Source organism: Vibrio sp. Y2-5, from assembly GCF_014596725.1.
Classification (GTDB): Bacteria; Pseudomonadota; Gammaproteobacteria; order Enterobacterales; family Vibrionaceae; genus Vibrio.
Window position 1 is genome coordinate 203884 of the sequence record NZ_JACVEG010000003.1, and the last position, 25745, is coordinate 229628.

Here is a 25745-nt window from a genome sequence, read left to right on the forward strand (position 1 = left end):
GTTTAGTGTTTAGTGTTTAGTGTTTAGTGTTTTTTTGGCTTGTGCATTCGTCGAGATAATAATGCGACAATTTGTTGCATTGCGCAACCATTAATCACACATGTTTTAAAAAAAGTCTGTGCCGAACACGGACCTTTTAATCGCCATACAGTAGGGAAATTTATGGAAGAACAACCCAAATATTTTTACAAATATTGTCCTACATACGATGTAAATAAAATAATAGAAACAACAAATAATGAAGAACTTAAAGCTATTGGTGAATATTCGCTAGCTAATCTATTCAATCACACATCCAAATTTACAAGCAGGACAGCTTTCAACGATCCTTTTGATACAAAAATAAAGATTCATACTCCTAATAAGCATCAAATAAGAGAGTTATTAAGAGCAATGCCCTATTTACAAAGGGAAAAAAACAGGCCATGGATGAAAGGTGAGCAAGGGAAGAGAAAGTTTGATGAATACCTTAAGCACATAAACCAAACTTTAGATAGCTATGTATTTTACTGCGTTACACCTGACGCACTTAATAACCTCATGTGGTCCCACTATGCAAATGAACATCATGGGTTTTGTATAGAGTGGGAAAGTGATTTTATGCAAGCCAGCAAAGTGACTTATTTGGATAGTATTGGCGAGTTTGAAATGATCCGTTTTATTAGAAGCGTTTTCTTTGAAGAGGAATCTAAAGCTGTAGGTGACGAATTCTGGAGGATTATGAGAATAAAACTCAAAGAGTGGGCTTATGAAAACGAGTATCGGCTTCAGTTAAGTAACAAAAACATAGATGAATTAACTGTAACCCACGCCCCGAATTTCAAAATAGTTAGGCATGAGCCCAAGGCGATTAAATCCATCATATTTGGGGGGCGAATGGATGTCCGTCTAAAACGCTTTATAAGAGACAGGTACAACAATGATGTAACTTATAAAGAAGCGTTCTTTAAACAAAGTTCAATCGGAATCCGCCCAGCAAAATTCTAATAGAAAGCCTGAATCTCAGGCTTTTTTTACAACTGGCACTTTTACCCAACGCTTACAACGGCACAATGCTGTACCTTCATGAAGCTTCACGCATCGAGAACGGATGATACCTTCGCTATCACAAATGCAGTGGCCACAAATACAAGTGACCTTACTGATTAGCTGAGTGGTTTGGTTTGGCTGATGATTTTGATTTGGTGCAACACTCATTGTAATCCCCTAGCAACTGACTGATTGTCTCTAACTTTTTGACTGACGTAAGCATTATAAGGAAATCTACGTGGAAAACAGGGGGCAAGTTATTCACAGGCTGTCAGTATCAATACCCTTACGTTTCAAGGCTGGTTCTACGTGCTTCCAAGGCGTAGCTATCATGTTTTGAGACAGGATATCCCGATGTAATGCTGACACCTTTTTATCATGGCCAAGCACCGCTTTTTGTGTGTCTCTGCTTTGCCCTTTTAACCAATCAATGCGATTTGATGTATTAGTTCTATCGTCTTCTGTGATTTCATCGATGAACACCACTTGTTCATAACTCAATGTATTTGGATGCGCTGGCCATGGGCTCTTTCCTTTCGGATAAACACCTTTTCCCAAGCCATACAGATTAACCCTTGCGTGCATATCGCAAATATCCCGCCTTGGGTGATTAGGGCTAAGTTTAAATTTGGTACCAACAACAAACTCATTCTCAAAGGCTGAATTCTGAAAAGCCATGCCATGAGCTCGGTTGATTTCAGTACGCATCACTCGCTTAATTTGGTGATACGGTGTGCCTTGATCGTCTATCAGGGCATCTTTCATTTTTTTACTGAGTGCCGAGCTACTTGCCATGTTTGCCTGTTGAGTAATTTCTGTCGGTACTGCTCCAGCCCTTCGCTGATATTCCTGAGCAGCATCAGCTGCAGAGTTACCCAAAATAACCGCACGTTCTACAGCCTGAATTAACTGTTCTTTTGCATTGCGATGAACACGCCAGAGACGATCGCTAAGCTGTAAACCATCTTTTTGCTTCATAGTTCGCACAGCTAAAGCCGCTGAATCAATAGACTGCGAAACTCTCTCAACAGGAATGCTGGTAGAAAACGTATTGCCACCGTTCTTAGCCGCTTCAACGATATAACCATCAACCATATTCGACTGAGTGAGGTTTATCTGATTAAGGATACCTTCAATCTGAGTGGTAAGAGCTTGTAACTGGGAAAGTCGAACCATGCCTAGTTCATCTGCAGCATTGGTAATGAGATATTGAATTTCGACTAGTGCAGACTGATACAGAGTTGCCAGTTCCCTCATAGCTTGAGCATCAAGTTCATTGGTTGCCCGTTCTGCTGCCTGCATCGCTCTGCGAATGGTGGCTTTTACCTGAGTACGTTGATTATCAGTCATTCCATTTACCCATTACTGATTGAGGTTGCGCTTTCGCCTTTCGGCTGATTGTTTGGTGTGATGCTAACTTTCGGTTTTCCATCTTCCTCTTCTTCCAGTTCGTTATGCTCTGGATAAGGATCATTGCTGTTGGCCTCTTCTTCTCGCATTGCCTCCGCTCGTTGAATATCAACACCAGCTGCTTCCCAGGCAAGTTTACGCGGCATACCCAAAGCCTGATATTTAAGAGCCAAATCTGCACATTGGTTTTTGCTGTCAGTCATACGTTCAGCGAATTGAACCTGGAACTGATAAGAGTCCGGATTAATACCAGCTAACAATAACTGCAGCTTAAAACCATCTTCATAGGCATAAGCCAATGCGTCCTGCAATGAATCGATTTCTTCGTAATAGTCACGTTTCAAGTCTTCCAGAACATCACGAGCTAAGTCATCCACATAACCAAACAAACCTTTTGGAGCTGGAGCGCCAGAGAAGAACGCATCAATCAGCAAAGTGATATCTGCGATTTGTTCCAGGTTAGCATCACCACCAACCGCAGTAACGCTGAGTTTGTTACCGTAAAAGTCGGTAGCAATTTCACCTGACTCCCCTTCTACACGCGCTCGATATTCATCCAGAGCCTCTTGGTTAGCGCCATCTAGTGAGTGAGCTAGCTTCTGCGGTGCTCGAGTACGACGACGAATAACGAGGTCCTCTTCCGTCATATTCAATTTCTGCCAAATACCACGGGAAGCATCCATATATGGGCGCCCCATACACCCCATATCATCGAAGTTATCAGGGTCCAAACGGCTAACCGTCAACTGCCACAATGGAAAGGTACACAGCTCTTGCATAGTCACTGGGTGAACCTGACGAAACGCTTTCTTGGTATCTTTAAAACGCCCTGTTTGGTCAACGATAGGAATAATGGTCTCTGTAGGCATACGCAGCGAGCCTGTTACCTGACGTAACTCATTGACGATCCATTGCAGAGGAAGGTTACCCTCTTTAGCCAAGCCTGCTGCATCACTCATCAGCTTCATACGGTTGTTTATCTGCAGACGCAAAACAAACTGCTGCCATAGTTTGTTGATGCGAGGGCTTTCTTTACCAATCCAATGCAATTTCAAACCGCCTTTGGTGGCATCACGAGCTATACGGCGGTGAATTTTCTTAACCCTTGGATCGACCTTATCCATATATCGAATAGTTACGATGGCAGCTCTTAATTGAGGGTCGATTTGCATTTGGTCATAGAGGTACTGCACCGAACGCTCTGGATCAGCAATATGACCTTTCTCTGTTGTCGCCTCTCCATGATGGTTACCTGATGTATTAGGCGCGGAAGGAAGAGGTCTATTTCTCAAGATGGCCCAAATTTGGGAGAACTTGCTCATCGTAAATTCCTTAGCTGATCGAATGCGCTTGGGGCGCCTAGAAGTTGTTCGCGTGTTTTATGGTGAATAGTGATGATGCTTGGTACTGGCGCAGCACCTTGAGTAACGAGTGCCCAATGTGAAGCCATATGTGCGTCAAATAAGTCATCACCTAGAGCTTTCTTCACCATCTGATAACTGCTGTAACTACCCGCTTTCACAGGTGATGGTTTGATGTTTTTAAGCTGCCTTGGCAGGCTGACGTAATCTTCTAATGCGGGGTCAGTATCTCGGTCGTCAACGTAAGGAAGCACCATTTGACGGTTGTGGTATGCGCTACGTAATGACTGAGCCATTTGGTGTTTAGCCATACCTTCAAAACGTAGAGGGGAAAACGCCCATTCTGGCCATGTTGTTGCCGTGCTCTCACCGCCACCAATACTTTTGCGGTCGATTTGCGTTAAGCCTTCAGCAAATAGATCATCGTTAACCTGTGTGATAAGCCCGATACCAAAGGCATCACCGATAGCGTAATCAGGGCGAAAGTAACGCCAAAATCCGACTAAATCTTTACGAATAACGCTTTCATCCGTTCCCGGGTGCCAAGTTCTAGCGAATATAACGACCGAGAAGTTACCGATTTGTTCTTCGACAATCAGCGAGGAGCGAGAGGAAGCTAGGTTCTCACCGTGACCTGTATGGTCATAGCCAAAAGAGAGTACGCCACGTTTTTTGTAAACAGTGTAAGGTTCCGGCTCTACTGGTTCCAAACCAATGCGAACGCCAACCTGAATGGCATAGCGAATGTACTTTTCCCAAATCAAGTTTTTAGCGGCAACGTTAATGCACAGCAACTGACGAATGTATTCATCTTCAGGCAACTGCTTACGCATCGACATGATGAATTCTTCATTCAAAATCCCGAGCTCAATGCCGAGGTAACAATCAACCGTTGGCAGGCAGCTATATTCGCCAGAATCTATCAAACCACTGAGAGTATCAGCACCTTTGAAAACACCAGTGATGCGGATTTGTGGTTTATTGATGGCTGTTTTACTTGCACCTAAACGGCGGTTTGAGCCCATCATCAATAGGAATCGACCGTAAAGACGATCAGAATCCATATCATCAACTTCTTCTAATGATGCCCAGGTTAAGTCACCACCATCGACGTTCGCCATGATGCCGTAAGCTCGCGCTTTTGAACGGTTAGCGAATTCGTAATAGGTGTCTGCCAGCTGCTTACGCCCCGATTTATAAGCGATGTATCCGTTCAAAATGTCGGAGCGACGAATCGCATCCAAATGATAACTAAGATTCACCAATGACTGAGCTTCACGAGGAGCGACAATACCGCCTTCCTGATCGCCATTGATAGCGTTGTACTCCAAAAAGTACATTTCTTTGACGGCAGTTTTACCAGTACGACGACAACTGTAATCAACCGTGTTTTGGTGCGTATCCATTTCTTCCATTTTGAGCAACTGGACTGGGTCAAGCTCTACGTTGTGAACATGTTTGTGCCACATGCCGTGGTTTCCGGCATATCGCATAATCTCAGTTTCAGCTCTGCTCTGGATTTCAACCCGCTCTTTCGCTGTGACGCGTTCAGCCATTATTTACCTCGCCATCAATGACATCAGCGTCTTCTGCAGAATATTCCTGATTGTGTTCCAGCAAAATGTCGTCACTTCTCACACGTTGCTTAGAACGGGAGATCATGTCGCGTAATCCGTCCATTTGTTCTGACATCTTACGTTGATACTCAAGTGCAGATTCACGTTCATCTTCATGTTCCAGCGTTTTGCCCATCTCGATGCCGTGGTCAACTTGGACTTTAGGAGTCATGTTGAGATCAGCCATCGACATGTTGTTTTTGCTCAGCATCTCAAGCATTGGCTTGAGCAGTGGGTGCGCTTTCACTTCCTCAATGGTTTCCATCACGCCATGAGCATTTTTGTACTGGCCAATATGGAAACCACCTTCTTTATCGAAGTCATAAACGGGATTACGCAAAGCTACACCATCAGACACGATGGTTTGCATCATGTCCTGAAATATCGCGGCCAAGTTCGCCTGGTTGATAGCATGCAGTTCGGTGAGTTTTGTTGGGTCATTGGACTGAAAGGCGATGAGGTGCTGCATCATTAGTTCAGTTCGTTTGATACAAGCAGGCTGAGTCGCGCAATAGGCATGGTCAACATCGCAGGTTTTACACTGCGGGTATTTGCCAGGGCGAGCTGGGAAAAACAAGGCAGTTTTTGCGTTGGCGCCGTGCTTAAGCGCGTTGAATCGGCTGACTCCCCTGTTGCTTACTTCCTGCAAATTTGCTGATGATTTGGCTTTGCCTTCCGTTGTTCTTGGTCCTGTCGCTGCCAGTACTGCACAGAACTGACCGACCTCCCAAGGAACTTGCTGCACTTCGCGCTGACAGCTGTCGCAAGTAGCGAAGTATCTATACGGGTGCGCTCGGTTTGGTTCTTCTTCAATGCGTGATGCTTCGCTCTTGAATGTGTAATCACAAGAGGCGCACTTGAATGTAATCATGGACTTTGGCTGTTTATGCTCGTTCATCACACCATTTCGCCTGATTTTTGATTGTGATTGGAGGGATTCAAATCAGTAATCATCTTTGAAGCTAAGTTGATGCGTGATTGCGACGCGGTTTGGCCTGTCCAAAATAAAAGGTGTTGTGAAACTTTGTGCTTGGGGACGCCTGCATTAAGAAGACTAAACATTAGGATGTGTTTTAAATGCGTATTCCAGGTATTAAAAAGAGGGACGTAAACTCGCAGCGTTCTTCTCCCCGGATAGAAAGCAACGTCGTAAAGAGTTTTCCATATAAAGCGATATTGTTCCGGAGATGTCGAATAGTAGACTTCAAACCATGGCTTAGATAAACGCTGAGCATCAAGCCAAAGCTCAAACTCTTCAGTGGTCATCTGCAGGTGTTTGTCCTTCAACTTACCAATTTGAATGCGTAACCGATGACCAGTCCGAAGTTCTTCTAAACCTCGCCACAACTCTAAAAACTTTAATGCACCGATATGCTTCTGGATTTCGGCCCAATGGCTTGGAAGAGGTAAACAGCTAAATGCCTTTTCTAACTCAAGATCACTTAATGAAAGTTCTAATTTGGTGTAGTTATCTAGGTACCTACCCCCCTCTATCGGCAGGGGTAAATCTTTATGCCGAGCCCCCACCCCATGAGCAGTGACCTGATGATCCTTAAGTACATCTAGATATTTTTGAATTGAACTGCACATTACCTAGTCCTTTATGAAAACTGTATCCAGTAAACACAAAGGCTCGGTCACCACAGTAAGCTGATGAACTGCGCATTCTGTTAGTATGTGCAGCTAGTGATAGATATCACGTTTCAGAGTTTGGTCGTTTCGAAGGTGAGTTCTCAGAGGTCCCGCAATCGTCCGACAACATCCAGTATACCTGAGTTTAGAAAATAAGTTAAAGACGGGTTATATAAGTTCTAAGACGTTAAAGTGCAGTAAGGAAGTCTGGGTAGAGCACTCAAAAGTTAGAAAATGGAAATGGTGTAGAATAGGTTTAATCTACGTGATAATTAAATTTCAGTTTACACCTTGGGGTTTAACCGAATAGCCCTAATATTAACTAGTTCATTATACTCAAATAACAGAGGTTATTTATGGCATGGGAAATTACGTGGAATGGTTCTTCTGTAAACTATACATTCGGGGAAGAGGATTTTAGTATTGACGAAATTACTCGAATCAATCGAAAATCGTTTGACGAACCCAGTGGTGGATATAAAGAACCAAATGACAGTGTTATGGTCGATGTTTATGAAGCAATAACTGAACACGGTACTTTTGAATGGACGGTTACTGCTAAATGCGAAGGTTTCAATGGTTATGCTGATATAGACGACGTACAGCAAACTAAAGAACCTAAAGGTTGTACTACAGAAATACCTGTGTTTGAAATAGAAAATGAATCTAGTGAAAATCTATAAAACACCACGCATAAAATAACTCTATTTATTTGATCATAATAGATATTTCATCTTCATTAACGAATAGCCAAGTCTGGCCATGAGCCGAAACCTCAAGGCCAGCATAAGGATTAAATTGAACCTTATTGCCAACACTTACTTCTTTAACCTTTGGTCCTATAGCTGTAACGGTACCTCGATTCACAGGTTTATCCGGAACCCAAAGTAAACCGCCAACCGGCTTATCACGTTCAATGACTACCCAATCGTGCAACGGTCTTAGCTTCATACCAACTTACCCTTTTTGAACTCGTTCAGTAATGCAGAAACTGGCGTGTCCATCTTACTTAAAGGGTTTCCTTTATCGAGCACATTCGTCATCTTACGCATCGAGATATGAGTGTAAATTTCTGAGGTCTTCGGGTCAGCATGTCCCATTAGCGCTTGAATTTGCAGTGTAGAGGAATCGGACTCGGCCAGTTCGGTACCAAACAAGTGACGAATAGCATGAGCATGTGCCTGGTCTTCAGGAACTCCGGCATCGATAGCATATCGTTTTATCATTCTATCGACTGCTCGAGTAGATAAACGACGCAACTCACCTCGATGTTCCCATTCAGGAACGTGGCGATTACGCAAATTAACAAACAATACTTGGTCACCGTTCTCGAGTAAGCGGTCAACATTTCTTAAGTCTTGGTGGCCAAGATACGCTTGAACTAAAAGCATGGCTTCAAGTGGTACCGGCACTAAACGCTCTCGTTCACCTTTCTCTAATGTTCTTATGGCCAAACGCTCAACTTCACCATACTGATACCAAATTAACTGTGATTCATTCAACCCACACAAACCCGCGACTCGAAAGCCACAACCAATGAGTAATGCCAACATAGCACTATCTCGAACGCCAGATAATGACGATAAGTCAGGCTGAAACAATAATGCCTCGGCGCTTTTAAGACCCATGAACCTTGGAAGCCTGCGTCCCATTCGGGGGTAAACCAAATCTTGAGCCGGGTTTTTAGAAACCATACGGCGCTTAGCAAGAAAAGAATAGAACCCTCGAATAGCAGCAACAGCAACTTTTCGCGATGCTGCTGAATAACCAGCTCGATGCAACCAGCCGCCAGAGAACTGCTCCAAAATTTTAAGCTCAGCGTTAGCAAAGTTTCCGTTCAGAAACTTCCCCAACTGGTTAAGCAACCCTCGATATTTCCTCACAGTTCTAGCACTGCAGTTCTCATTCTCCTGCTTCCATGTAAGAAATTGATCAACGAGATCATCGCACTTAGTTTCATTTTTTATTTGGGTGGCAGGGGCAGAAAAATACATGGAACCATGGACTCACAAGTTAAAAACTCTCTAACGCCAGTATCCACAAGGCTTCACGCTATTAGGAGGGGCTAAAATAATCCATGGAAAAACCCATGGGAGACTAAAAAACCCATGGAACAAAAAATGAGCAGTAAAAATAATCCATGGGAATGCCTGTACTCGTATTTCTTCCTTTCCTGTTCTCTATCTCTCTCTTTTTATTAAAAAAGAAAGAAAAGAAAGAAAAGAAAGAAGGAACACCGGAAAAACGGCAAAAATATAACCCATGGGAAATAGAGCACAATCCATGGGAATTTACTGCTAATCCATGGGAGTAATTTTGTTACAAACCTAGTAATAGCAATGGATTAGAAAAACTAACCCATAAGTCCATAGGTTTTTGCCAGTATGCGTGCTATCCAAATTGACGAAAGCCCCTGGAGCCGCCATCTTATTTTCAAGCCCAGAGCTCTATCTAAGCGCCCATATTCTATTAGGGGGTGCGGGGGAAGACATAACAACGAAAGAAACGCCCTTTATGTTGGGCGTTCTGAATAGTTAAGAGGTAAACATCAATATCATCGCAAGAACGCCCTCTTAAGGAGTTTCCAGCAAGATAAGAATGCGCATAGCAACCAAAGGAGAACGCTATGTGTATACCTAAACCAAGAACTATTAATGAAATCATCCTTGAAGCTATGAAAAAGGAAGGATTCAGATCTAACCACACTGATGACCTGGGCGGTGATACGACCTACGGCATAACAGAAGCCACAGCACGTCGCTTAGGCTTTACTGGCAAAATGGAAGACTTAACGCCTCAACAAGCAGAGTCTTTGTACCTGAACGAATACGTTCAACGAGTACGTTTCGACGAAGTGCATGCTATAAGCGCTATCGTTGGTGAAGAACTTATCGATACCGGAATCAATATAGGCCAGAACACCGCAGCTGTATTCCTGCAGCGTTGGTTAAATGTATTCAACAACAAGCAATCTTATTACAACGACTTGGTCATCGATGGCCAAGTTGGCCCTGCAACAATCACTGCTCTGAAAACGTTCTTAAGTAAACGTGGCCAAGAGGGTGAAATTGTATTGTGGAAATCACTCAACTGCAGCCAAGGTGGTCGTTATTTGGATATAACTCTATCCAGGGAAAACAATGAAAGCTTCATCTACGGATGGATGAAAAATCGGGTTGGTATTCAGGGAAATTAAAGGGGAGTTTTGGAACCATATTGGAACCGTTTTGGAACCACCTAGTTAAACAGGCTTATTTTCACCTTAAATTCAACTATGGGAAAATCGCCTGAGCCCAGATACAACAAAGCCCGCAGAGATGCGGGCTTCATCGAAAATTTGGTGGGTCTAGGCAGACTCGAACTGCCGACCCCTACCATGTCAAGGTAGTACTCTAACCAACTGAGCTATAGACCCAAATTCTGTGTTCTAGTGTTCTTAATCAATTAAGAATGGTGCGTCCGAGTGGACTCGAACCACCGACCCCCGCCATGTCAAGGCGATACTCTAACCAACTGAGCTACGGACGCACTGCTTTAGAACGAGAGGGATATTAGCGACTGTGTCTGAGGCATGCAAGTGCAATTTATAGGTTTTTGAACTAATTGGCTTTTCTATAGACAGTTTGGTGTTTTTTTATCCGAGCTTCGAAAACCTTTGTTTACTGCAACTAATTAGCATCTTATTAATAAGACACCAGTAAACCACTTCTCTTTAATTTTGTGACATTGAGCCAAAATACTGATTGATTGATTAATCTAAAAACGTAATATTGAATTTACCTAAAAATAACCTACAACCGATATCAAAGTAGTGAATGGACATTCATATTTTCGATAACTCACACACACTAAGAGCTTCCGTCTTAACGGGAGTGAGCCTTTTCATGTCAGTTATTGCACTTTGTTTCGCGGTCTTTCACTTTCATGTAACGGGTAAATATTATCTATCCGGAGTCGATCTCATTCTGGGAGCCTACTCTTTTTATGCTTATCAATTAGCTAAGAAAAACAAACACAAAAAGTACCATATTCAGAGTTTTGTCTACCTATTTACTCTCGTCGCTTCTGTTAATATCTATGTCCAGCCGATTGAGCATGGTACTTACGTATGGACGATGCTCTTTCCTATCTTTTTTTATTCTTTGTTGGGTATAAAACAAGGCCGAGCTTTTTGTTTTGGCGTACTGCTCGTTCACCTTGCGAGCATCTACCATAAGGTAGATTCAAACCATGTTTTTGATGTCATCCCAGCGTTCATCAACCTTGTCTCTTGCTATGTGTGCATATGGATCATTGCTCATATCTATGAGTTCAACCGCAGAAACATTGAAAATTCGCTTACTTATTTAGCTTCTAGAGACTCGTTAACAGGCGCACATAACCGTCTATCATTAACTTCAACGTTTAAGCATTTTGAAAACCACAAAGATGACGAGACAACACTTTGTCTGCTTTTTATTGATTTAGACTATTTCAAGAAAGTGAATGACAAATATGGACATGACGCTGGTGATAAAGTTCTGATGGAAACGACTCGCCTACTTTGCCAAGTCGTCGGCGACGATAACCTTTATCGGATTGGTGGTGAAGAATTCTGCGTTACCCTGTTTGATCATCCTATTGAACAAGCGGAACAAGTCGGGGAACGAGTTCGCTCTATGATGAGCCAGCACTTGTTCGCTTTTGGTGATAAAAGAATCCAAATAACACTGAGTGTTGGCATCTGTGAATACAGTGATGGAGACAAGCTCAGTGATCTTCTGAAGCTGGCCGATCTCCAGCTTTATAAAGCAAAAGAAAATGGCCGTAACCAAGTCCGTTTAAGTCGCACTTCAAAAGATCTCACGCAAGATACCAGTTCCTGTTGATAGTTAGATTCAGTCAAAACGCTCAATATTTGGTTCTTCTTCAGTGTTATCCAGCTCAAACACCACATTATAGTTTTCGGTGTAAGTACAGTGCGGTTGACGGCTACAGGTAAAAAATCGGCGGCCTTTGAAATCACCTTGGCTAGCTGTTTTTATAACCATAGGGCTGCCACAACGCTTACAGAAACGAACTTCTTTATCAGATTCAATAAGGTCGATATGCGCTGCCAGCAAGCGTCTCAGTTTGCTAACCTGATAACTCAGCTTTACATTGGTTCCAATGAGTGGAATGTTTGCGGATTTACATACGTGAATAAGTAATTTTTCACGCTCAACTTTGCCTTTTTTTAGTTCTTTGCCGTTATCAAGCTCAATGATCACTCTTGGCTCTAATGTACGAGCATCGCAAACAACAAAGTCAAAATAGCTTTTTGCAATGCGGTTGTAAGCAATAAACCACTGTTTCTTATTGTTTGTTTTTGTCGGGGTGATGATATTCGCCATATTCACTTTCGCTAACACGACTCCATGCTCACCAACAGCGGTCTTTAGAGCGTTATAGAAAGCACTTTCGGTCATATTCAGGACTGCCCCTTTAGACTTGTATGCAAAGTCTTTAGTTTCGTCACGACGAGTAACGGTTTTCTGAATGACATAAAAAAACAAAACCAAGATGGCAACAACAATAAAAATGTTGGTCATGATAAAAAGCAGACTCCTAAACTAAACGACGCTAACACGTTAATTCATAACCGAAGTTATGTTGAAAAACCAGTACCTATGGTGACTTTTGAGAGATGTTAACACCGCCATTCCATTCCAGCCGCTCATCGCTTAGCATTTAACGAAACGATATTGGCTACTGATATTTTTCGACAATTGCCTGATATCGAGTTACGCCATTAGCATCCGTTGTATTCTTAACTTTGTCGAGATTCTTTTGCATCTCCTTAATCAGCGCCGTATCGACGTTTTTGTTGAAGGCATAGTAAATTTCACTTTGATCAAGTGTGTATACGCTTTCGAAACTGTCAGAGCCATAACCCGCTTTGTCAATTAACCAGCCTGCCGAGCGTTCATCATATACCAACAAATCGATTCGATTTTTATATAGCAGTTCAATCAAACGGCTGATATGCGTTGTCTCTTGCATAGATTCTCTTGGAACCCCTAAAGAAAACAGCATTTGTTCGCCCACATCGTCCCTCATAACGCCAATGCGATATTTCGCCATATCTATTGGTGAGTTAATGACAACGTTGCTTCCTTTACGTGCCATTACTGCCACTTTGGCGATATCAATTGGACCAACCCATTGAAATAGGTCTTCTCTGTGGGATGTTTTGGTCGTGGAAAATAACCCGCTATTTTTCTGAATCAGCGCGGAGCGATATGAACGAGACCAAGGTAACAATATGATGTTGCTCTCAGGGACTTCTGCTCCCGAGAGTGAGGTGATTTCATGAAGTAAGTCGACAGAAATGCCTTTAACAACTCCATTTTCTCGAAAATTAAAAGGCGGATAGTCTTCGGTGTAATAAACAATAGATTCAAGTGGATGTGCATGTCCTGCCCCTGCGTTCAACGACAGTAGTACACACAAATACATCAAAAAGCGTCGATACATATAACTCTCCACTTAAGTAATATTTTTTTGATTGGCTTTTAATACTGTAGATGGTTATCGCAACAATGGAGAGTGTTTGTACATTAACGTACCAGCTTTTTATAGCTGCGCTCAGGTCTTCCTACGGTTCCATACTTCAGATCTGCCAGCAATTCACCTGTACTAATTAAATACTCAAGATATCTTCGGGCAGTCGTGCGACTTGCACCAATCTTTTCTCCGGCTTCATCAGCCGTTAAGCTAACTGGCGTTTGAAATAGAAAACGAATTTTGTCTAAAGTTACAGAATCAATCCCTTTAGGAAGCCTATAGAGTTTTGGTTCATCAGCAAGATTAGCCGTCATCATTTTATCGACTAAGGTCTGATCTAAATCGGCCATTCGTCCTAATTCTGCTAGCCTTAAACGGTATTTATTAAGAGCAGCTTCCAAACGTGGGAATATTACTGGCTTCAACAGATAATCAACCACCCCTCCTCGCATTGCCTGTTGCAAGGTTTCCACTTCTCGTGCTGCTGTAATTAAAATAACGTCACAACTGTCGTTCTGGCCGCGCATACGCTGAATCAGATCTAACCCAGTCCCATCTGGTAAATACACATCTAAGAGAACCAAATTGGGTTTTAAAACATCAAGTTGCATCTCCGCCTCTGCTTGAGTCGTAGCTATGCCTACCACTTCGAAGCCTTCAATTTTATCCAAATATTTGTTGTGAAGCTGAGCAATGGCTACATCGTCTTCTACGATCAAAACCCGAGTATTCATTGTTGTTCCTTTGGTAAATAAACCGTTATACGTGTACCGAATGGGGTATTCGCTACCATTTCCAAATGCCCTAGATAACGATCGGTAAGCTGCTTAACTAAATACAATCCAACGCCCCTGTTATGCTTAGCTTTACTTGAAACACCTTTCTGTAGAAGTTGATCTTGGCTCAGCCCTTTTGGTAAACCACAGCCTTGGTCTTCCACTTCCAAAATGACTTCATGTCCATAGTCACTAATGGACACTTGAATGATACGGCGCTCTGGCGAAATGTATGTACCCGTTCGCAGCGATGACAGACAGGCATCAAATGCGTTATCAATCAAATTACCCAGTATGGTAACAATATCTTCTGCATTGATTTGCTCGGGCAGATTCTCCAGTTTCGAACCTTGTTCAACAACAAGTTCAAGCCCAAGCTCGCGAGCTCTTTCGGTTTTGCCTAAAAGCAAACCGGCGATCAACGGGTCTTTCACCGTCTCTCGGAGAAATTCAATTAGATTCTGATACAACGCGGTTTCTTGGCCTATCAGTTGTTGTACCGCTTCCAGTTCTCCCATCTGAACCAAGCCACTAATGGTGTTGAGCTTATTACGGTGTTCATGTGTTTGAGATCTCAGCATTTCTGCATAAGCTTTGGTTTGTGATAACTGCTCGGTAAGATCGTTGATCTCGTCTCTTAAACGGAAACTCGACACCGCGCCCACCACTTCACCATCAACAATAATCGCACTGCGGTTTGCAATCAGCCTTTGGTTATTCAAAAACAGTTCAATGTCTTTATCTGTTTCCCCTGTCTCCAACACTGTATACAGGTCGCTATCCGGCAGAGAATCGGTTAACAGGCGATTAAGAGCATGCTCTTTATCTAACCCTAGAATTTCGCAGGCGCTTTTATTGATCGACCTTAGATACCCCTTTGAGTCGATACTTAAAATACCTTCCTTTATAGTACTCATGGTCACATCAAGTTCAACGTACAGACGACCAATCTCTTCTGGCTCGAAACCCAAAATGGCTCTTTGAAATCGACGAGATGCATAACTGGATACCACAACGTTTGCGGCCACTACAAGCAACGCCATGCCTGTTAGGTAGATAAGAAATGGTTCAATGCGGTTTTGCAAACGCGCAATCAGATAGCCAACAGAAACCACGCCAATGATTTGATCATTTTCATCGCGTATTGCTGATTTGCCACGAACCGACTTACCTAGAGATCCTTTAGCGTAAGAGACGTAGGACTCACCAGAAACCAGCGCCCGATAGTTATCACCACCGACCATAGGTTTTCCAATACGCTGATCTAGCGGGTGAACAAGTCGTATTCCCTGCTTATCACCAATTGAGATAAAGGCGGCCCCAATCAATTGGGTCAGATCTCGAAATTGTTCTTGTTGTTCTGCGGTCGCTTGCCCTGATTTCAACATATTAACGACGCTTGGTGATTGGGCTAAAAATGAAGCGACACCAAGTGCTTTCAACCCCACTTCTTCCTCTTGGCTATGTTTCACATAAGCAAAACCCGCTGCCACCAAAAGTAACAGTTCAATCAAGCCTGATAAGGTCATAATAATTAACAGGCGTTTACGAAAACTGATGCTGTTCCAAGTCATGCGTTACCTCCGGGCAGAAAGTAACACTTAATTAACATAAGCGCTAAAGCGGTATCGAATAGTGTGAACAACGTATCGCAATAAAGTGACTGCGAAAAAGACTGCGATTTCGCACCTGAAAATTCGAATGATAACTACTGCTAAAGCGCTAGTAACAAAGTTCTATTACATCCTTTAAATTAGGCAGGAATCACACTGTGCAGGGGTGCTTTTCTTCGACAGAGTCAAAAATTGACCAGTATAATTAATAAGCCAATAGGAACATTCAAGCTAGCGAATTTTTATGTGAATTATTTATCGATTAATGAGTTTTTGTTTAGGAAGTAGAACTCAACAGAAAGTTTACGGGGTAAGTTTATGAAACGGGACGACTTAGGGATTTGTCTTTCCAAAGACATGTTATCAAGACAATTGTGTTCTACGTTCACCCACGTAAGAGCGTATGATCCAAAAGATACCTGCTCAAATGGCATGTTAGTACTCCTCTCTTTTCCGCAGATGTCAGGTAAAGAATTGCTGAGTACCATGCAAAGTAGCAAGAAATTGGTTTGGCGAGCCGATTACTGTTGCCCTGCGGAGTATCATTTCTAATAAATACATTTTGTTTTGTCTCAGACAGTGATTTACTGATAAGCGACTATGCTTTCTAAAACCCGTTGACTTAACACGCAAATAATTAGAGCATAAGCTCTAATTATTTTTTATTGCTGAGCTGAACATGAAGACAAAAACTATTACTCTTTTTGTATGCTCTCTGCTTGGTATTCAAACTGCCTATTCTGCGCCAATTTCATTTCAACAAGCATGGGAGTTGCTGAAACAGAACAATAATTCCCTCGCCGCAGAACGTGCCAATGTAGAGCGTTACGAACATCTTAAAAATTCAAAAGGTAACCTAAACTTACCTTCCATAAGCGTGGGAGCGAACTTCACTCGATTAGATAACGACGTGACTCTCTCCGGTCAGCAAATTATGGAGAGTACAGGTCAAACTGTCCCTCTCCCTGCCGCTCTACTCAGTTCCATTGGTTCAATAACTTCAACAGTCACTGAACGAGATATATTCAGCTCTTCCATTCGAGCCGTGTGGCCTATTTTCACTGGCGGCCGAATTTCAGCAGCCCAAGATGCCGCAATAGGAAAGAAAGAAGAAGCCCAAAGCCAGCTTGCTATGGAAACTCAAGCTCGTTATGAAGATTTGGCAAAATACTATTACAGTGTGGTTTTAGCCCAGCAAGTTCTAGAAACACGCTCTTCTGTTGAAGCAGGACTCACAAAACACAGAGATAACGCTTTAAAACTGGAGCAGCAAGGGCAAATCGCTCATGTAGAGAGACTTCAAGCGGAAGCTTCATTAGATAAAGCGACTGTTGAGCGTAAAAAGGCACAAAAAGATCTCGATATTGCTCAGAATGCGTTAACCGAAATTCTTGGACAAACCACTCTCGTTGAACCCGATGGTGAATTGTTTGTAAACCAGAGTCTGCCTTCAATAAACGCCTTTGTTGAACAGACACTCAATACCTATCCGGGTCTCGATCTGCTCGACGCCAAAGAAAAGCAAGCCAGCAGCTTAATCAACGCAGAAAAAGGCAAATACTATCCAGAAGTTTACCTTTACGGTGACTACAGCCTCTATGAAGATGACTCATTGGCGAGTCAGATGAAGCCAGACTGGCTGGTTGGTATCGGCGTCAGTGTCCCTTTGCTTGAAAATACCGGTCGTAGTGATCAGATCAAGGCAGCCCATAGCGCGGTCTCGCAAGTCAAATACTTAAAGGCACAAGCGAGACAAGATCTACAAGTATTGGTGAAAAAAACGTATCTCGAAGCAGAACAGGCACTAGAAGAAGTGACAGGGTTAAACTCCAGTCTCAATCTAGCTCAGGAAAACCTCAAGCTGCGTCAGAAAGCATTCACTCAAGGCTTATCAACATCTCTTGATGTGGTAGATGCCGAACTTTATTTGGCGAGCGTTAAAACTCAGCAATACGTTGCCAGCTTTAATTACCTTATTTCACTTAATAAATTGCTCGCACTGACCAGTGAAATGGACACATTTGATAACTACAAAAAGTCAGCAATTCCTCTGACAAGCGCTGAAACTCAAACACTTGTGAATGAAAAGGATCCATCATGAAGGCTGTAAAAACGACACTAGCTGCTGTATCCACCCTAGCTTTGGTTTCATGGATCGGTTATGGCTTTTATAAAGCTTATCAGCCAAAGCCTATTCACCTGCAAGGACAGATCGAATCGCAACAATATAGCATTTCCTCAAAAGTCCCGGGGCGCATAGACCAAGTGTATGTTCGCAAAGGTGATATGGTAGAAAAAGGCGAGCTGATATTCACGATTCACAGCCCAGAGATTGAAGCCAAGCTTGATCAAGCTATTGCAGGAAAAAAAGCAGCGGGTGCGTTAGCTCAGGAAGCTGAAAACGGAGCGCGTGAACAACAAATTCAAGCGGCTAAAGACCAATGGTTAAAAGCACGCGCCGCTTCTCAGTTAGCAGAGAAGACTTATTTACGAGTCAATAATCTGTATAAAGATGGCGTGGTTGCTGAGCAGAAAAAAGATGAAGCGTTGACTCAATGGCAAGCAGCGAAGTACACCGAAAGCTCAGCGCTACAGATGTACAACATGGCTCAAGAAGGCGCTCGTAAAGAAACCAAACAAGCTGCGGCAGAAAAAGTTCGCATGGCTGAAGGTGCAGTAGCCGAAGTGGAAGCGTATGCCGCAGATACTCAAATCTCGAGTTGGTTTGACGGAGAAGTCGCACAAGTACTAATGCAAAGTGGCGAACTGGCTCCACAAGGTTTCCCTGTTGTGACTGTTGTGGATACACAGGATTCTTGGGCCGTTCTGAATGTTCGAGAAGACCTGCTCAGCCATTTTGCTAAAGATTCGCAGTTTGATGCTTTTGTTCCAGCATTGAATAAAACGTTAGCGTTTAAAGTCACTCACATCGCAGTAATGGGCGACTTCGCCACATGGCGTTCTACCGATGCTACGCAAGGTTTTGACTTACGCACTTTTGAAGTTGAGGCTCGTCCCGTTGAACCCGTTGACGGTTTGCGCATGGGCATGAGCGTGGTGGTTGAACTATAAAATGAAACGCGCTGTGGCTTCACCTTCTTTAGGGTCTCAATGGCAGATATTAAGGAGAGATCGTTGGTTACTCTCCTGTCTGACTTGGATACCAATTGCACTGGTTGTCATCATCTGGTGGATATTCTCTCAAGCGATTGTCCGCGATTTACCCATTGGCGTCGTGGATCTATCCCATAGTCGCCTTTCACGTCAGCTAAGCCGTGAACTGGATGCAACATCTACCCTTTCGGTAATTCGTAGTTACGCCAATGTGGCAGAAGCGACAGATGATCTAAAGAGCACTGACATTTATGCGTATGTAGTCATTCCGAACCAGTTCGATAAAGCCATTTATCGTGGAGAGCAACCACAGGTGACCACCTTCTATAACAGCCAAATGATTCTGGTTGGAAGGCTAATCAACTCTGCCGTTGTGCAAGCACAATCCACATTTAATGCGCAGATTGAAGTGGTAAAAACACTCGCCAAAGGACAGCAAACCACTTTGGGTGCCATGAGTCACGTGTTACCGATACGCACGCAAATCACACCGTTATTTAATAAAAATACAAACTACGCTCAGTTTTTGGTTTCTGCTGTTGTTCCCGCTATTTGGCAAATAGCCATAGTGGTGACCACCATTATGATATTGGCCGCCAATCACCGAACTCACGGTTTAAGTGTCTGGGCTCAATCCAATACGCTCTCTCGTTTGATAGCAACACTCACGCCCTATTCACTTGTCTTCGCTTTGCAAGGTGCCGGTTTTCTTAGCTGGTTTTATCATGGGTTGAACTGGCCTATGCACGGTTCTATGTCGACTGTGATCATAGCTCAGTGGTTTACAATTGTTGCCTGTATGATTATGGGTTCGTTCTTTTTCTTTATGACTTTGGACCCAGCGCGAGCGATGAGCTTCGCCGCTGCTTATACAGCACCTAGCTTTGCTTTTATGGGAATCACATTCCCGACAACAGATATGGGCACTTTGGCTCAAATTTGGCGCAGCTTGCTGCCTGTCAGTCATTATATTGATGTGCAGGTAAGCCAGGTCAGCTATGGACTCGACGCTTACTCTGCTCTTGCTTCTTTATGGCCTATGCTTGGCTATCTTCTACCACTTGGCTTAACGCTCCTATTGATTAAAAAGCATCAACGATCTGAAGAAGAAGTGAGGACTACCGATGAATTGGTTTAGCTTGCTAAAAGCAGAAATAAAAGCCTTGTTTACCAATCCTGTAGTGGTATTAACCGTCTTTGGAGGCGTATTCTTCTATTCTTTTCTATACCCGCTCCCATACAGCCATCAAACGCCACGGGAACAAACGCTTACCGTTGTAAATTTGGATAAGAGCCAAGCCAGTTATCAGCTTGAACGAATGGTCGATGCAACGCCACAGGTCAAAGTCGTACAGCGAAATGCAACTATTGAAGAAGCAAAGCAGGCATTTTTAGATAAGCAAGTCAGCGGAATTCTGGTTATTCCTGAGCATTTCTACAAAGATTTAATGCTAGGCAAAAGCACCACGCTCGCTTATGCGGGTGATGCTTCTTACTTTTTGGTTTACGGCACATTGGTTGAAGGTCTCGCTCAAGCAGGCGGAACGTTAGCGGCGAAAACCAAAGTCGCTCGTCTTGTCGTAGACGGAGAGCCGCTTTCACTTGCCGCTAAACACTACTCACCGACCGGACAGAACTTGAAACCCACGTTTAATGCACGGATGGGATATGTAGACTACGTGGTACCAGCGGTATTTGTCCTTATTCTGCAGCAAACGATGCTGATTGCTTCAGGCATGATGGTTGGCACACAGAAACATGGCCTTGGTTATTGGAGCCACATATCCAGTATCAAACTCATCATATTAAGGAGTGTTGTACTCATCCCGATTTACTACCTGCTGAGTATGTATTATTTCGGCGCAAGTTTTAGCTTGCATGGTGTCAATACACTCGCACACGCATCCGAGCTGCTGACGCTATTACTGCCATTTTTACTTTCTTCGTGTTTTATCGGCATCTGGCTTGGTTCGATTACTCCGAGACGCGAGCTCGTTACATTAGTGGTGTTGCTAAGCTCGATGCCTTTGATTTTTTCAGCAGGTTTTATATGGCCTGTTGAGGCGATTCCACAACCAATTGTATGGGCATCAAAACTGTTTCCAAGCACTCCGGCGATACAAGGCTTCTTAGCTCTCAATCAAATGAGTGCTGAATGGCGTCAGATAGCGTCTCAATGGACGTTGATGTGGGGACAAGTGATTGTTTGGTTCATGCTGGCTTGGTGGCAACTTAGCAAAGCACAACGTCACGCTTCGGAAGCAAAATAGAAGGTAGCACAGATAGCTGGCAGATTACTCTTGCCAGTCTTTTCGCATCCGCTCTATGACTTCATCATCGACGCCGTGGATATTTCCGTAGAGCTCTCGGCACACCATTATTTTTAGCTTAGCTTTATGTTTTCTGGCTAACTTCTTGTAAGCGGTCATTTCCCACTGCTTAACAAAGGTGTTGGAAACCACCACATTCTTACCCTGTTGAAGCCAATAATCCGTTTGTTGCTGACACCATTGGTGTGCATCCCCAATTTCCTCGGCACGGTATTGATACTCTCCCCGCTCGTTCACAAAGTACATATCCGCTTCTAAATGAACGGCTGGTAGTGTTTTTGCCAACGTTGATTTACCTGAACCCGGTAAACCTCGGATAAGAGTGAGAGTCAGCATGATGAACCCGTCAATAAGATATAAAATTATGAAATAACCGCGTAGGGCGTGAATATTAACTTAATTTGCTGTTGTCTGCATTTTGCTATCGACATCTGCAAATAGTTAGGCTATAAGTCTAGATGTTTAGACGTCCAAAATGTTAGCTAAGGGAGAAAGCTGTGCCAATTAGGATCCCCGATCAACTACCTGCAAGTGATGTATTACGTAAAGAGAACATCTTCGTGATGCCAGAATCTCGTGCGTCAACGCAGGAAATCCGCCCACTTAAAATTTTGATCTTGAATCTGATGCCGAAAAAGATTGAGACCGAGACTCAATTTTTACGTCTACTCTCCAATTCCCCTCTCCAATTGGATATCGAGCTGTTACGCATTGATGATCGCCCAAGTAAAAATACACCGGAAGAACACCTTAATGCTTTCTATCGTCAGTTTGACAAAATTAAGGATCGCAACTTCGATGGTCTGATCATCACTGGAGCCCCTCTGGGCTTAGTTCAGTTTGAAGATGTGGCGTACTGGGATCACTTACAAACCATCATGAATTGGGCAAAAAGCCACGTTACTTCAACACTTTATGTGTGCTGGGCAGCTCAAGCTGGTTTGAAATTGCTGTATAACTTGCCAAAAAGAACACGTAAGGAAAAACTCTCTGGAGTTTATCGCCACGATATTCATCAGCCGTACCACCCTGTTTTGCGTGGTTTTGATGATACCTTTTTGGCCCCTCATTCACGTTATGCCGATTTTGAAGCCGACTTTTTAGGTGAGCATACTGACTTAGACATACTCGCGACTTCAGATGTCGCGGGCGTGTACTTAGCATCAACGAAAGATAAGCGTAACGTGTTCGTTACGGGTCATCCTGAATACGATGCCAACACACTGCACAATGAATATATTCGTGATTTAGGTGAAGGTATGGAGCCGATGATCCCTGTGAACTATTACCCGAATGACAATCCGGATAATCAGCCTAGAGCAAGTTGGCGAAGTCATGGTCATCTGCTGTTTGCTAACTGGTTAAACTACTGTGTTTACCAACAAACACCGTTTGATTTGGAACACTTTAGCGAAGACAAGTTCACGAAAGACGACTAGTCGAAGAGCAAAGCATTATTTCTGCGCATACTCTAAGCCCGCTAACATAAGCGGGCTTTTTTATTCACTCCATTGAATATGCAGAACCTGTCGCATAAATTTTCACCACAACTTCGATAATCAATTGATTTCATTATCATACTTGAAAAATTCAAGGAGTTAGTCAATGAAATCAATACTCAGCTTTTTGCTATCATTTGCCCTTTTGGGATGCATGATGGTTGAACAACAAGACACTCTCCAGCAAGCCAGCAACTCGATAGAAAAAGCGGAATCGAGAATAACATTAGGCCTAGGTTATTTAGAAAATGGCAACATGCCTAAAGCACGAGAGAACCTTGAAAAGGCGCTAGAACATGCTCCGGAATACTATCGAGCTATGCTTGCCATTGCTCATTACTACGATGTCGTTGGCGAAAAAGATAAAGCGCTTGAAGCTTACGAAGATGCGCTGAGCGAACATGACAACAATGGTCAAGTGCTTAACAACTATGGTGCATTCCTGTGCAAAATAGGCGATTACCAACAAGCAGATAAATATTTTAATCAAGCCGTAGAACAAACCAACTACTACTTGGTAGCAGAAAGCTATGAAAATGCGGGGTTGTGTGCAACGAAATATGGCAATTTGAGTAAAGCGAAAACATACTTTAGTCGTGCCATAGACCACGACCCACAACGTTTTCGTTCAATCTTACAATTGTCAAAGCTAGAAATAGATTCAGGAGAGTTTTCCAAGGCACGGGTAAGACTTATGCAGTTTCATCAAAACCATGGCTATCAAAAGGCATCACTGCACTTGTTGGCAAATTTAGAACGGCGAGCAGGAAACATAAGATTGGAACAAAAATATTTATCGTTACTTAACCAACGGTAAGCTAAACGTCATTTAGAGTTGTTCGGGCGGCCATTATTGCCGCCTTTTCTATCGCGATAATGCACTCTACGCAAGCGTCGTACTTTTGTCGCCCTCTGTATCTTCTGGTATTCGCGATAAACGATACGGATAAACAGAACCAGTCCAACAAGCAACAATAGTGAAAACACACTCAAGAATGGTTTACATAACCAATCGGGTTGGCAAGGTTGAAAGAACACAAAGTCCATACTTACCTCCTTCGCTTCTATAGAGTTGTTCCACTACCGTTATATTAGCAACTAGCTTTAAACCACAGCTTGCGCTGCTCAACATTTTGAAAAGTCCATGCAATAAAACGACTTATCTTTTGTCCTTGCTGCATCTCTACTACTTTTATCGACTCGACGCCAACTTTCTGAAGCTGTTTTTTCATCCAACGAACATTATCACTTTTTGAAATCAAGGTTGTGAACCACAAAACCTGCTGACCAAACTGCTGGCTTTCAAACGCCATGTTCTTAATAAATGCCGCTTCACCGCCGGGACACCAAAGCTCAGCTTTCTGTCCACCAAAGTTGAGAGTCGTTTTTTCATCTTGCTTAGAAAGCGGTGGCTGACTTATTAAACCTTTTTTCTTTTTGTTCGCTTGAAGGTTTTTTAGCTTTCGCTGCGTCCCTTGTTCTGCTTCGGCTAGAGAAGCATGAAACGGTGGATTACAAGTCGTCACATCGTATTTTTCATTTGGCTGAATAATGCCTGAAAAGATCGATTTGCTATCACTCTGTAAACGGCACTCTATTCGGCCTTTCAGATTGTGGTTGTGCAGAGCAATGTTATTAGCTTGCTTTACCGACGCAGGGTCAACATCACTACCTACATAGCTCCAACCGTATTCCGTGACACCAATGATCGGATAAATACAATTCGCACCTACTCCTATATCAAGTGCACGAACGCCATTTTGTTTTAGCGACGAATTCTCTGATTGCAGCAAATCAGCAACGCGGTGGATGTAGTCTGCACGTCCAGGAATCGGCGGGCACAAGTAGCCCTGTGGAATATCCCAGAACGTCACACCATAGTGCAATGCAAGTAACGCTTTGTTCAGTAGCTTAACGGCTATCGGGTCAGAGAAGGAAATACTCCAATCACCTTTTGGATTTTTAATCAGGTGAGGCTTTAACTCCGGTAACACTTTGCACAACGCCATAAAGTCATAATTACCTTTGTGGCGATTTCTGTTGTGTAACCCCTCTTTGCCCTTCGTCACTGAGTTTTGTTTAACCGTTGGTTTTGCGTTTCCGCTTGATTTCGGTTGTGCTAGTGGTTTGGACTTTGAAGCCTTAGATGCAGAATACGGTTTCTTACTGCTCACCTTTTTTTCGTTAGCAGCTTTCTCTTTCACTGTATTTTTACTGCGTGTTTTTCCGTGAGTTTTCCCAGCATGAGCTCGATTGTTCATCCGTTACCTCGGCTTAATTCTAAGACCATCATGTAAATGCGCGCGTCCAGTTCATACTGGTGATAATTCGGTTCCATATGGCAGCAAAGTTGATAGAAGGATTTGTTGTGATCTTTTTCTCGCAGATGCGCAAGCTCGTGAACAACCAACATTCTTAATAAAGGCTCAGGGGCGTTTTTAAACATACTGGCAATACGTATTTCATTTTTAGATTTGATCTTATTGCCATGGACTTTTGATACGTAAGTATGAAGCCCCAAAGCATTGTTGATTAGGTGTATTTTACTGTCGTAAACCACCTTGCTCAGCGGCGCAGTTTTCTTCATATACTGATTCTTAATCGCCATCGTATATTCAAACAGTGCCTTCTCACTTTGAATAGAATGACGTTCAGGGTAACGCTGCTCGAACCAAGGAATAAGCTTATCGTTATCAACCAACTTTTGGACTGACTCGACAATGTGGGCAGGATAACCTTGAATGTATCTAAGTACTGAATTCATACGTATTTTTGAAAGCCTTAAAATGAAGCCGCACAGTGTAGCGGAAAGTCGATAATGATTCACGTATTAGGCTTTG

Annotated in this window: 28 protein-coding genes and 2 tRNA genes; 12 read left to right on the plus strand and 18 right to left on the minus strand. The window is 43.1% G+C overall.

Annotation, left to right across the window (positions count from 1 at the left end):
* The first annotated feature begins 162 nt into the window (after positions 1-162).
* Positions 163-987 carry a DUF2971 domain-containing protein gene (locus HUO09_RS10270; protein WP_188233927.1) on the plus strand — a complete coding sequence of 275 codons (825 nt, stop codon included), beginning with the start codon at positions 163-165 and terminating at the stop codon, positions 985-987.
* A 15-nt stretch (positions 988-1002) separates the two neighbouring features.
* Here the strand turns inward: HUO09_RS10270 and HUO09_RS10275 are convergent, their stop codons facing one another.
* The 6 genes from HUO09_RS10275 to HUO09_RS10300 form a co-directional block, all read right to left on the minus strand.
* Positions 1003-1197 carry a hypothetical protein gene (locus HUO09_RS10275; protein WP_188233928.1) on the minus strand — a complete coding sequence of 65 codons (195 nt, stop codon included), beginning with the start codon at positions 1195-1197 and terminating at the stop codon, positions 1003-1005.
* Between the two features lie 93 nt (positions 1198-1290).
* Positions 1291-2379, minus strand: coding sequence for a hypothetical protein (locus HUO09_RS10280; RefSeq protein ID WP_188233929.1), 1089 nt, complete (start codon positions 2377-2379; stop codon positions 1291-1293).
* Positions 2380-2384: 5 nt separating this feature from the next.
* On the minus strand, positions 2385-3761 hold the full coding sequence (locus HUO09_RS10285; protein WP_188233930.1) for a hypothetical protein: 1377 nt from the start codon (positions 3759-3761) through the stop codon (positions 2385-2387).
* A complete protein-coding gene (locus HUO09_RS10290) occupies positions 3758-5356 on the minus strand; it encodes a hypothetical protein (RefSeq protein ID WP_188233931.1) in 1599 nt (532 codons plus the stop codon). The genes HUO09_RS10285 and HUO09_RS10290 overlap by 4 nt, the downstream gene beginning before the upstream one ends.
* Positions 5349-6314, minus strand: coding sequence for a hypothetical protein (locus tag HUO09_RS10295; RefSeq protein ID WP_188233932.1), 966 nt, complete (start codon positions 6312-6314; stop codon positions 5349-5351). The genes HUO09_RS10290 and HUO09_RS10295 overlap by 8 nt, the downstream gene beginning before the upstream one ends.
* Positions 6314-7006: a hypothetical protein gene (locus HUO09_RS10300; protein ID WP_188233933.1), complete on the minus strand. Its 693-nt coding sequence runs from the start codon at positions 7004-7006 to the stop codon at positions 6314-6316. Before HUO09_RS10300 ends, HUO09_RS10295 begins: the two co-directional genes overlap by 1 nt.
* Positions 7007-7404: 398 nt before the next feature.
* On the opposite strand from HUO09_RS10300, the gene HUO09_RS10305 reads away from it, so the two are divergent.
* Positions 7405-7731, plus strand: a complete 327-nt coding sequence (locus HUO09_RS10305; protein WP_188233934.1) for a hypothetical protein — start codon at positions 7405-7407, stop codon at positions 7729-7731.
* Between the two features lie 25 nt (positions 7732-7756).
* Here the strand turns inward: HUO09_RS10305 and HUO09_RS10310 are convergent, their stop codons facing one another.
* A complete protein-coding gene (locus tag HUO09_RS10310) occupies positions 7757-7999 on the minus strand; it encodes a co-chaperone GroES (RefSeq protein WP_188233935.1) in 243 nt (80 codons plus the stop codon).
* Positions 7996-9042: a tyrosine-type recombinase/integrase gene (locus tag HUO09_RS10315; protein ID WP_188233936.1), complete on the minus strand. Its 1047-nt coding sequence runs from the start codon at positions 9040-9042 to the stop codon at positions 7996-7998. Before HUO09_RS10315 ends, HUO09_RS10310 begins: the two co-directional genes overlap by 4 nt.
* Positions 9043-9194: 152 nt before the next feature.
* Between HUO09_RS10315 and HUO09_RS10320 the strand changes: the two genes are divergently transcribed.
* Both HUO09_RS10320 and HUO09_RS10325 read left to right on the plus strand, forming a co-directional pair.
* A complete protein-coding gene (locus HUO09_RS10320) occupies positions 9195-9362 on the plus strand; it encodes a hypothetical protein (RefSeq protein ID WP_223159387.1) in 168 nt (55 codons plus the stop codon).
* 312 nt (positions 9363-9674) lie between these two features.
* Entirely contained in the window at positions 9675-10244 is a 570-nt protein-coding gene (locus HUO09_RS10325; RefSeq protein ID WP_188233938.1) for a glycoside hydrolase family 108 protein, read from the plus strand.
* A gap of 142 nt (positions 10245-10386) precedes the next feature.
* Here the strand turns inward: HUO09_RS10325 and HUO09_RS10330 are convergent.
* Positions 10387-10463 (minus strand) — tRNA-Val (locus tag HUO09_RS10330).
* Between the two features lie 36 nt (positions 10464-10499).
* A tRNA-Val gene (locus HUO09_RS10335) sits at positions 10500-10576 on the minus strand.
* 287 nt (positions 10577-10863) lie between these two features.
* Here HUO09_RS10335 and HUO09_RS10340 point away from each other — a divergent pair.
* Positions 10864-11916: a GGDEF domain-containing protein gene (locus HUO09_RS10340; protein ID WP_167412485.1), complete on the plus strand. Its 1053-nt coding sequence runs from the start codon at positions 10864-10866 to the stop codon at positions 11914-11916.
* A gap of 9 nt (positions 11917-11925) precedes the next feature.
* Here the strand turns inward: HUO09_RS10340 and HUO09_RS10345 are convergent, their stop codons facing one another.
* The 4 genes from HUO09_RS10345 to HUO09_RS10360 all read right to left on the minus strand — a co-directional run bounded on the left by HUO09_RS10345 (position 11926) and on the right by HUO09_RS10360 (position 15923).
* Positions 11926-12618, minus strand: coding sequence for a DUF2726 domain-containing protein (locus HUO09_RS10345; protein WP_188233939.1), 693 nt, complete (start codon positions 12616-12618; stop codon positions 11926-11928).
* A gap of 157 nt (positions 12619-12775) precedes the next feature.
* Positions 12776-13543, minus strand: a complete 768-nt coding sequence (locus tag HUO09_RS10350; protein WP_188233940.1) for a transporter substrate-binding domain-containing protein — start codon at positions 13541-13543, stop codon at positions 12776-12778.
* 83 nt (positions 13544-13626) lie between these two features.
* Positions 13627-14307 (minus strand): response regulator, encoded by a 681-nt coding sequence (locus HUO09_RS10355; RefSeq protein ID WP_167412488.1) that lies wholly within the window; start codon positions 14305-14307, stop codon positions 13627-13629.
* Complete coding sequence (locus HUO09_RS10360) at positions 14304-15923, minus strand: sensor histidine kinase (protein ID WP_167412489.1); 1620 nt, start codon at positions 15921-15923, stop codon at positions 14304-14306. The genes HUO09_RS10355 and HUO09_RS10360 overlap by 4 nt, the downstream gene beginning before the upstream one ends.
* Before the next feature lie 357 nt (positions 15924-16280).
* Between HUO09_RS10360 and HUO09_RS10365 the strand changes: the two genes are divergently transcribed.
* The 5 genes from HUO09_RS10365 to HUO09_RS10385 all read left to right on the plus strand — a co-directional run bounded on the left by HUO09_RS10365 (position 16281) and on the right by HUO09_RS10385 (position 21346).
* On the plus strand, positions 16281-16514 hold the full coding sequence (locus HUO09_RS10365; RefSeq protein ID WP_167412490.1) for a hypothetical protein: 234 nt from the start codon (positions 16281-16283) through the stop codon (positions 16512-16514).
* A gap of 127 nt (positions 16515-16641) precedes the next feature.
* On the plus strand, positions 16642-18063 hold the full coding sequence (locus HUO09_RS10370) for a TolC family protein (protein WP_167412491.1): 1422 nt from the start codon (positions 16642-16644) through the stop codon (positions 18061-18063).
* The gene (locus HUO09_RS10375; RefSeq protein WP_188233941.1) at positions 18060-19034 is read left to right on the plus strand and encodes an HlyD family secretion protein; all 975 of its coding nucleotides are present in this window, start codon (positions 18060-18062) and stop codon (positions 19032-19034) included. Before HUO09_RS10370 ends, HUO09_RS10375 begins: the two co-directional genes overlap by 4 nt.
* Before the next feature lies 1 nt (position 19035).
* Positions 19036-20214, plus strand: coding sequence for an ABC transporter permease (locus HUO09_RS10380; protein WP_188233942.1), 1179 nt, complete (start codon positions 19036-19038; stop codon positions 20212-20214).
* A complete protein-coding gene (locus HUO09_RS10385; RefSeq protein ID WP_188233943.1) occupies positions 20201-21346 on the plus strand; it encodes an ABC transporter permease in 1146 nt (381 codons plus the stop codon). Before HUO09_RS10380 ends, HUO09_RS10385 begins: the two co-directional genes overlap by 14 nt.
* 24 nt (positions 21347-21370) lie before the next feature.
* Here the strand turns inward: HUO09_RS10385 and HUO09_RS10390 are convergent, their stop codons facing one another.
* On the minus strand, positions 21371-21742 hold the full coding sequence (locus HUO09_RS10390) for an ATP-binding protein (protein ID WP_175579839.1): 372 nt from the start codon (positions 21740-21742) through the stop codon (positions 21371-21373).
* Between the two features lie 161 nt (positions 21743-21903).
* Between HUO09_RS10390 and metA the strand changes: the two genes are divergently transcribed.
* Both metA and pilW read left to right on the plus strand, forming a co-directional pair.
* Positions 21904-22845 carry a homoserine O-succinyltransferase gene (gene metA, locus HUO09_RS10395; RefSeq protein ID WP_167413820.1) on the plus strand — a complete coding sequence of 314 codons (942 nt, stop codon included), beginning with the start codon at positions 21904-21906 and terminating at the stop codon, positions 22843-22845.
* Positions 22846-23011: 166 nt separating this feature from the next.
* Positions 23012-23722 carry a type IV pilus biogenesis/stability protein PilW gene (gene pilW / locus HUO09_RS10400; RefSeq protein WP_167413821.1) on the plus strand — a complete coding sequence of 237 codons (711 nt, stop codon included), beginning with the start codon at positions 23012-23014 and terminating at the stop codon, positions 23720-23722.
* A gap of 8 nt (positions 23723-23730) precedes the next feature.
* On the opposite strand, the gene HUO09_RS10405 is transcribed toward pilW, so the two are convergent.
* Genes HUO09_RS10405 through HUO09_RS10415 form a run of 3 tightly spaced genes read right to left on the minus strand, consistent with a single transcriptional unit; the run spans position 23731 to position 25669 of the window.
* Entirely contained in the window at positions 23731-23952 is a 222-nt protein-coding gene (locus HUO09_RS10405; protein ID WP_188233944.1) for a hypothetical protein, read from the minus strand.
* Between the two features lie 44 nt (positions 23953-23996).
* Positions 23997-25166, minus strand: a complete 1170-nt coding sequence (rlmF, locus tag HUO09_RS10410) for a 23S rRNA (adenine(1618)-N(6))-methyltransferase RlmF (protein WP_188233945.1) — start codon at positions 25164-25166, stop codon at positions 23997-23999.
* Positions 25163-25669, minus strand: a complete 507-nt coding sequence (locus tag HUO09_RS10415; protein ID WP_042488710.1) for a M48 family metallopeptidase — start codon at positions 25667-25669, stop codon at positions 25163-25165. Before HUO09_RS10415 ends, rlmF begins: the two co-directional genes overlap by 4 nt.
* Positions 25670-25745 lie beyond the last annotated feature (76 nt).

What these genes read in the sequence shown, in the direction of transcription:
- HUO09_RS10270 (WP_188233927.1), top strand. Translation starts at nt 163, where the DNA reads ATGGAAGAACAACCCAAATATTTTTACAAATATTGTCCTACATACGAT.
- HUO09_RS10275 (WP_188233928.1), bottom strand. Translation starts at nt 1,197, where the DNA reads ATGAGTGTTGCACCAAATCAAAATCATCAGCCAAACCAAACCACTCAG.
- HUO09_RS10280 (WP_188233929.1), bottom strand. Translation starts at nt 2,379, where the DNA reads ATGACTGATAATCAACGTACTCAGGTAAAAGCCACCATTCGCAGAGCG.
- HUO09_RS10285 (WP_188233930.1), bottom strand. Translation starts at nt 3,761, where the DNA reads ATGAGCAAGTTCTCCCAAATTTGGGCCATCTTGAGAAATAGACCTCTT.
- HUO09_RS10290 (WP_188233931.1), bottom strand. Translation starts at nt 5,356, where the DNA reads ATGGCTGAACGCGTCACAGCGAAAGAGCGGGTTGAAATCCAGAGCAGA.
- HUO09_RS10295 (WP_188233932.1), bottom strand. Translation starts at nt 6,314, where the DNA reads ATGAACGAGCATAAACAGCCAAAGTCCATGATTACATTCAAGTGCGCC.
- HUO09_RS10300 (WP_188233933.1), bottom strand. Translation starts at nt 7,006, where the DNA reads ATGTGCAGTTCAATTCAAAAATATCTAGATGTACTTAAGGATCATCAG.
- HUO09_RS10305 (WP_188233934.1), top strand. Translation starts at nt 7,405, where the DNA reads ATGGCATGGGAAATTACGTGGAATGGTTCTTCTGTAAACTATACATTC.
- HUO09_RS10310 (WP_188233935.1), bottom strand. Translation starts at nt 7,999, where the DNA reads ATGAAGCTAAGACCGTTGCACGATTGGGTAGTCATTGAACGTGATAAG.
- HUO09_RS10315 (WP_188233936.1), bottom strand. Translation starts at nt 9,042, where the DNA reads ATGTATTTTTCTGCCCCTGCCACCCAAATAAAAAATGAAACTAAGTGC.
- HUO09_RS10320 (WP_223159387.1), top strand. Translation starts at nt 9,195, where the DNA reads ATGCCTGTACTCGTATTTCTTCCTTTCCTGTTCTCTATCTCTCTCTTT.
- HUO09_RS10325 (WP_188233938.1), top strand. Translation starts at nt 9,675, where the DNA reads ATGTGTATACCTAAACCAAGAACTATTAATGAAATCATCCTTGAAGCT.
- HUO09_RS10340 (WP_167412485.1), top strand. Translation starts at nt 10,864, where the DNA reads ATGGACATTCATATTTTCGATAACTCACACACACTAAGAGCTTCCGTC.
- HUO09_RS10345 (WP_188233939.1), bottom strand. Translation starts at nt 12,618, where the DNA reads ATGACCAACATTTTTATTGTTGTTGCCATCTTGGTTTTGTTTTTTTAT.
- HUO09_RS10350 (WP_188233940.1), bottom strand. Translation starts at nt 13,543, where the DNA reads ATGTATCGACGCTTTTTGATGTATTTGTGTGTACTACTGTCGTTGAAC.
- HUO09_RS10355 (WP_167412488.1), bottom strand. Translation starts at nt 14,307, where the DNA reads ATGAATACTCGGGTTTTGATCGTAGAAGACGATGTAGCCATTGCTCAG.
- HUO09_RS10360 (WP_167412489.1), bottom strand. Translation starts at nt 15,923, where the DNA reads ATGACTTGGAACAGCATCAGTTTTCGTAAACGCCTGTTAATTATTATG.
- HUO09_RS10365 (WP_167412490.1), top strand. Translation starts at nt 16,281, where the DNA reads ATGAAACGGGACGACTTAGGGATTTGTCTTTCCAAAGACATGTTATCA.
- HUO09_RS10370 (WP_167412491.1), top strand. Translation starts at nt 16,642, where the DNA reads ATGAAGACAAAAACTATTACTCTTTTTGTATGCTCTCTGCTTGGTATT.
- HUO09_RS10375 (WP_188233941.1), top strand. Translation starts at nt 18,060, where the DNA reads ATGAAGGCTGTAAAAACGACACTAGCTGCTGTATCCACCCTAGCTTTG.
- HUO09_RS10380 (WP_188233942.1), top strand. Translation starts at nt 19,036, where the DNA reads ATGAAACGCGCTGTGGCTTCACCTTCTTTAGGGTCTCAATGGCAGATA.
- HUO09_RS10385 (WP_188233943.1), top strand. Translation starts at nt 20,201, where the DNA reads ATGAATTGGTTTAGCTTGCTAAAAGCAGAAATAAAAGCCTTGTTTACC.
- HUO09_RS10390 (WP_175579839.1), bottom strand. Translation starts at nt 21,742, where the DNA reads ATGCTGACTCTCACTCTTATCCGAGGTTTACCGGGTTCAGGTAAATCA.
- pilW (WP_167413821.1), top strand. Translation starts at nt 23,012, where the DNA reads ATGAAATCAATACTCAGCTTTTTGCTATCATTTGCCCTTTTGGGATGC.
- HUO09_RS10405 (WP_188233944.1), bottom strand. Translation starts at nt 23,952, where the DNA reads ATGGACTTTGTGTTCTTTCAACCTTGCCAACCCGATTGGTTATGTAAA.
- rlmF (WP_188233945.1), bottom strand. Translation starts at nt 25,166, where the DNA reads ATGAACAATCGAGCTCATGCTGGGAAAACTCACGGAAAAACACGCAGT.
- HUO09_RS10415 (WP_042488710.1), bottom strand. Translation starts at nt 25,669, where the DNA reads ATGAATTCAGTACTTAGATACATTCAAGGTTATCCTGCCCACATTGTC.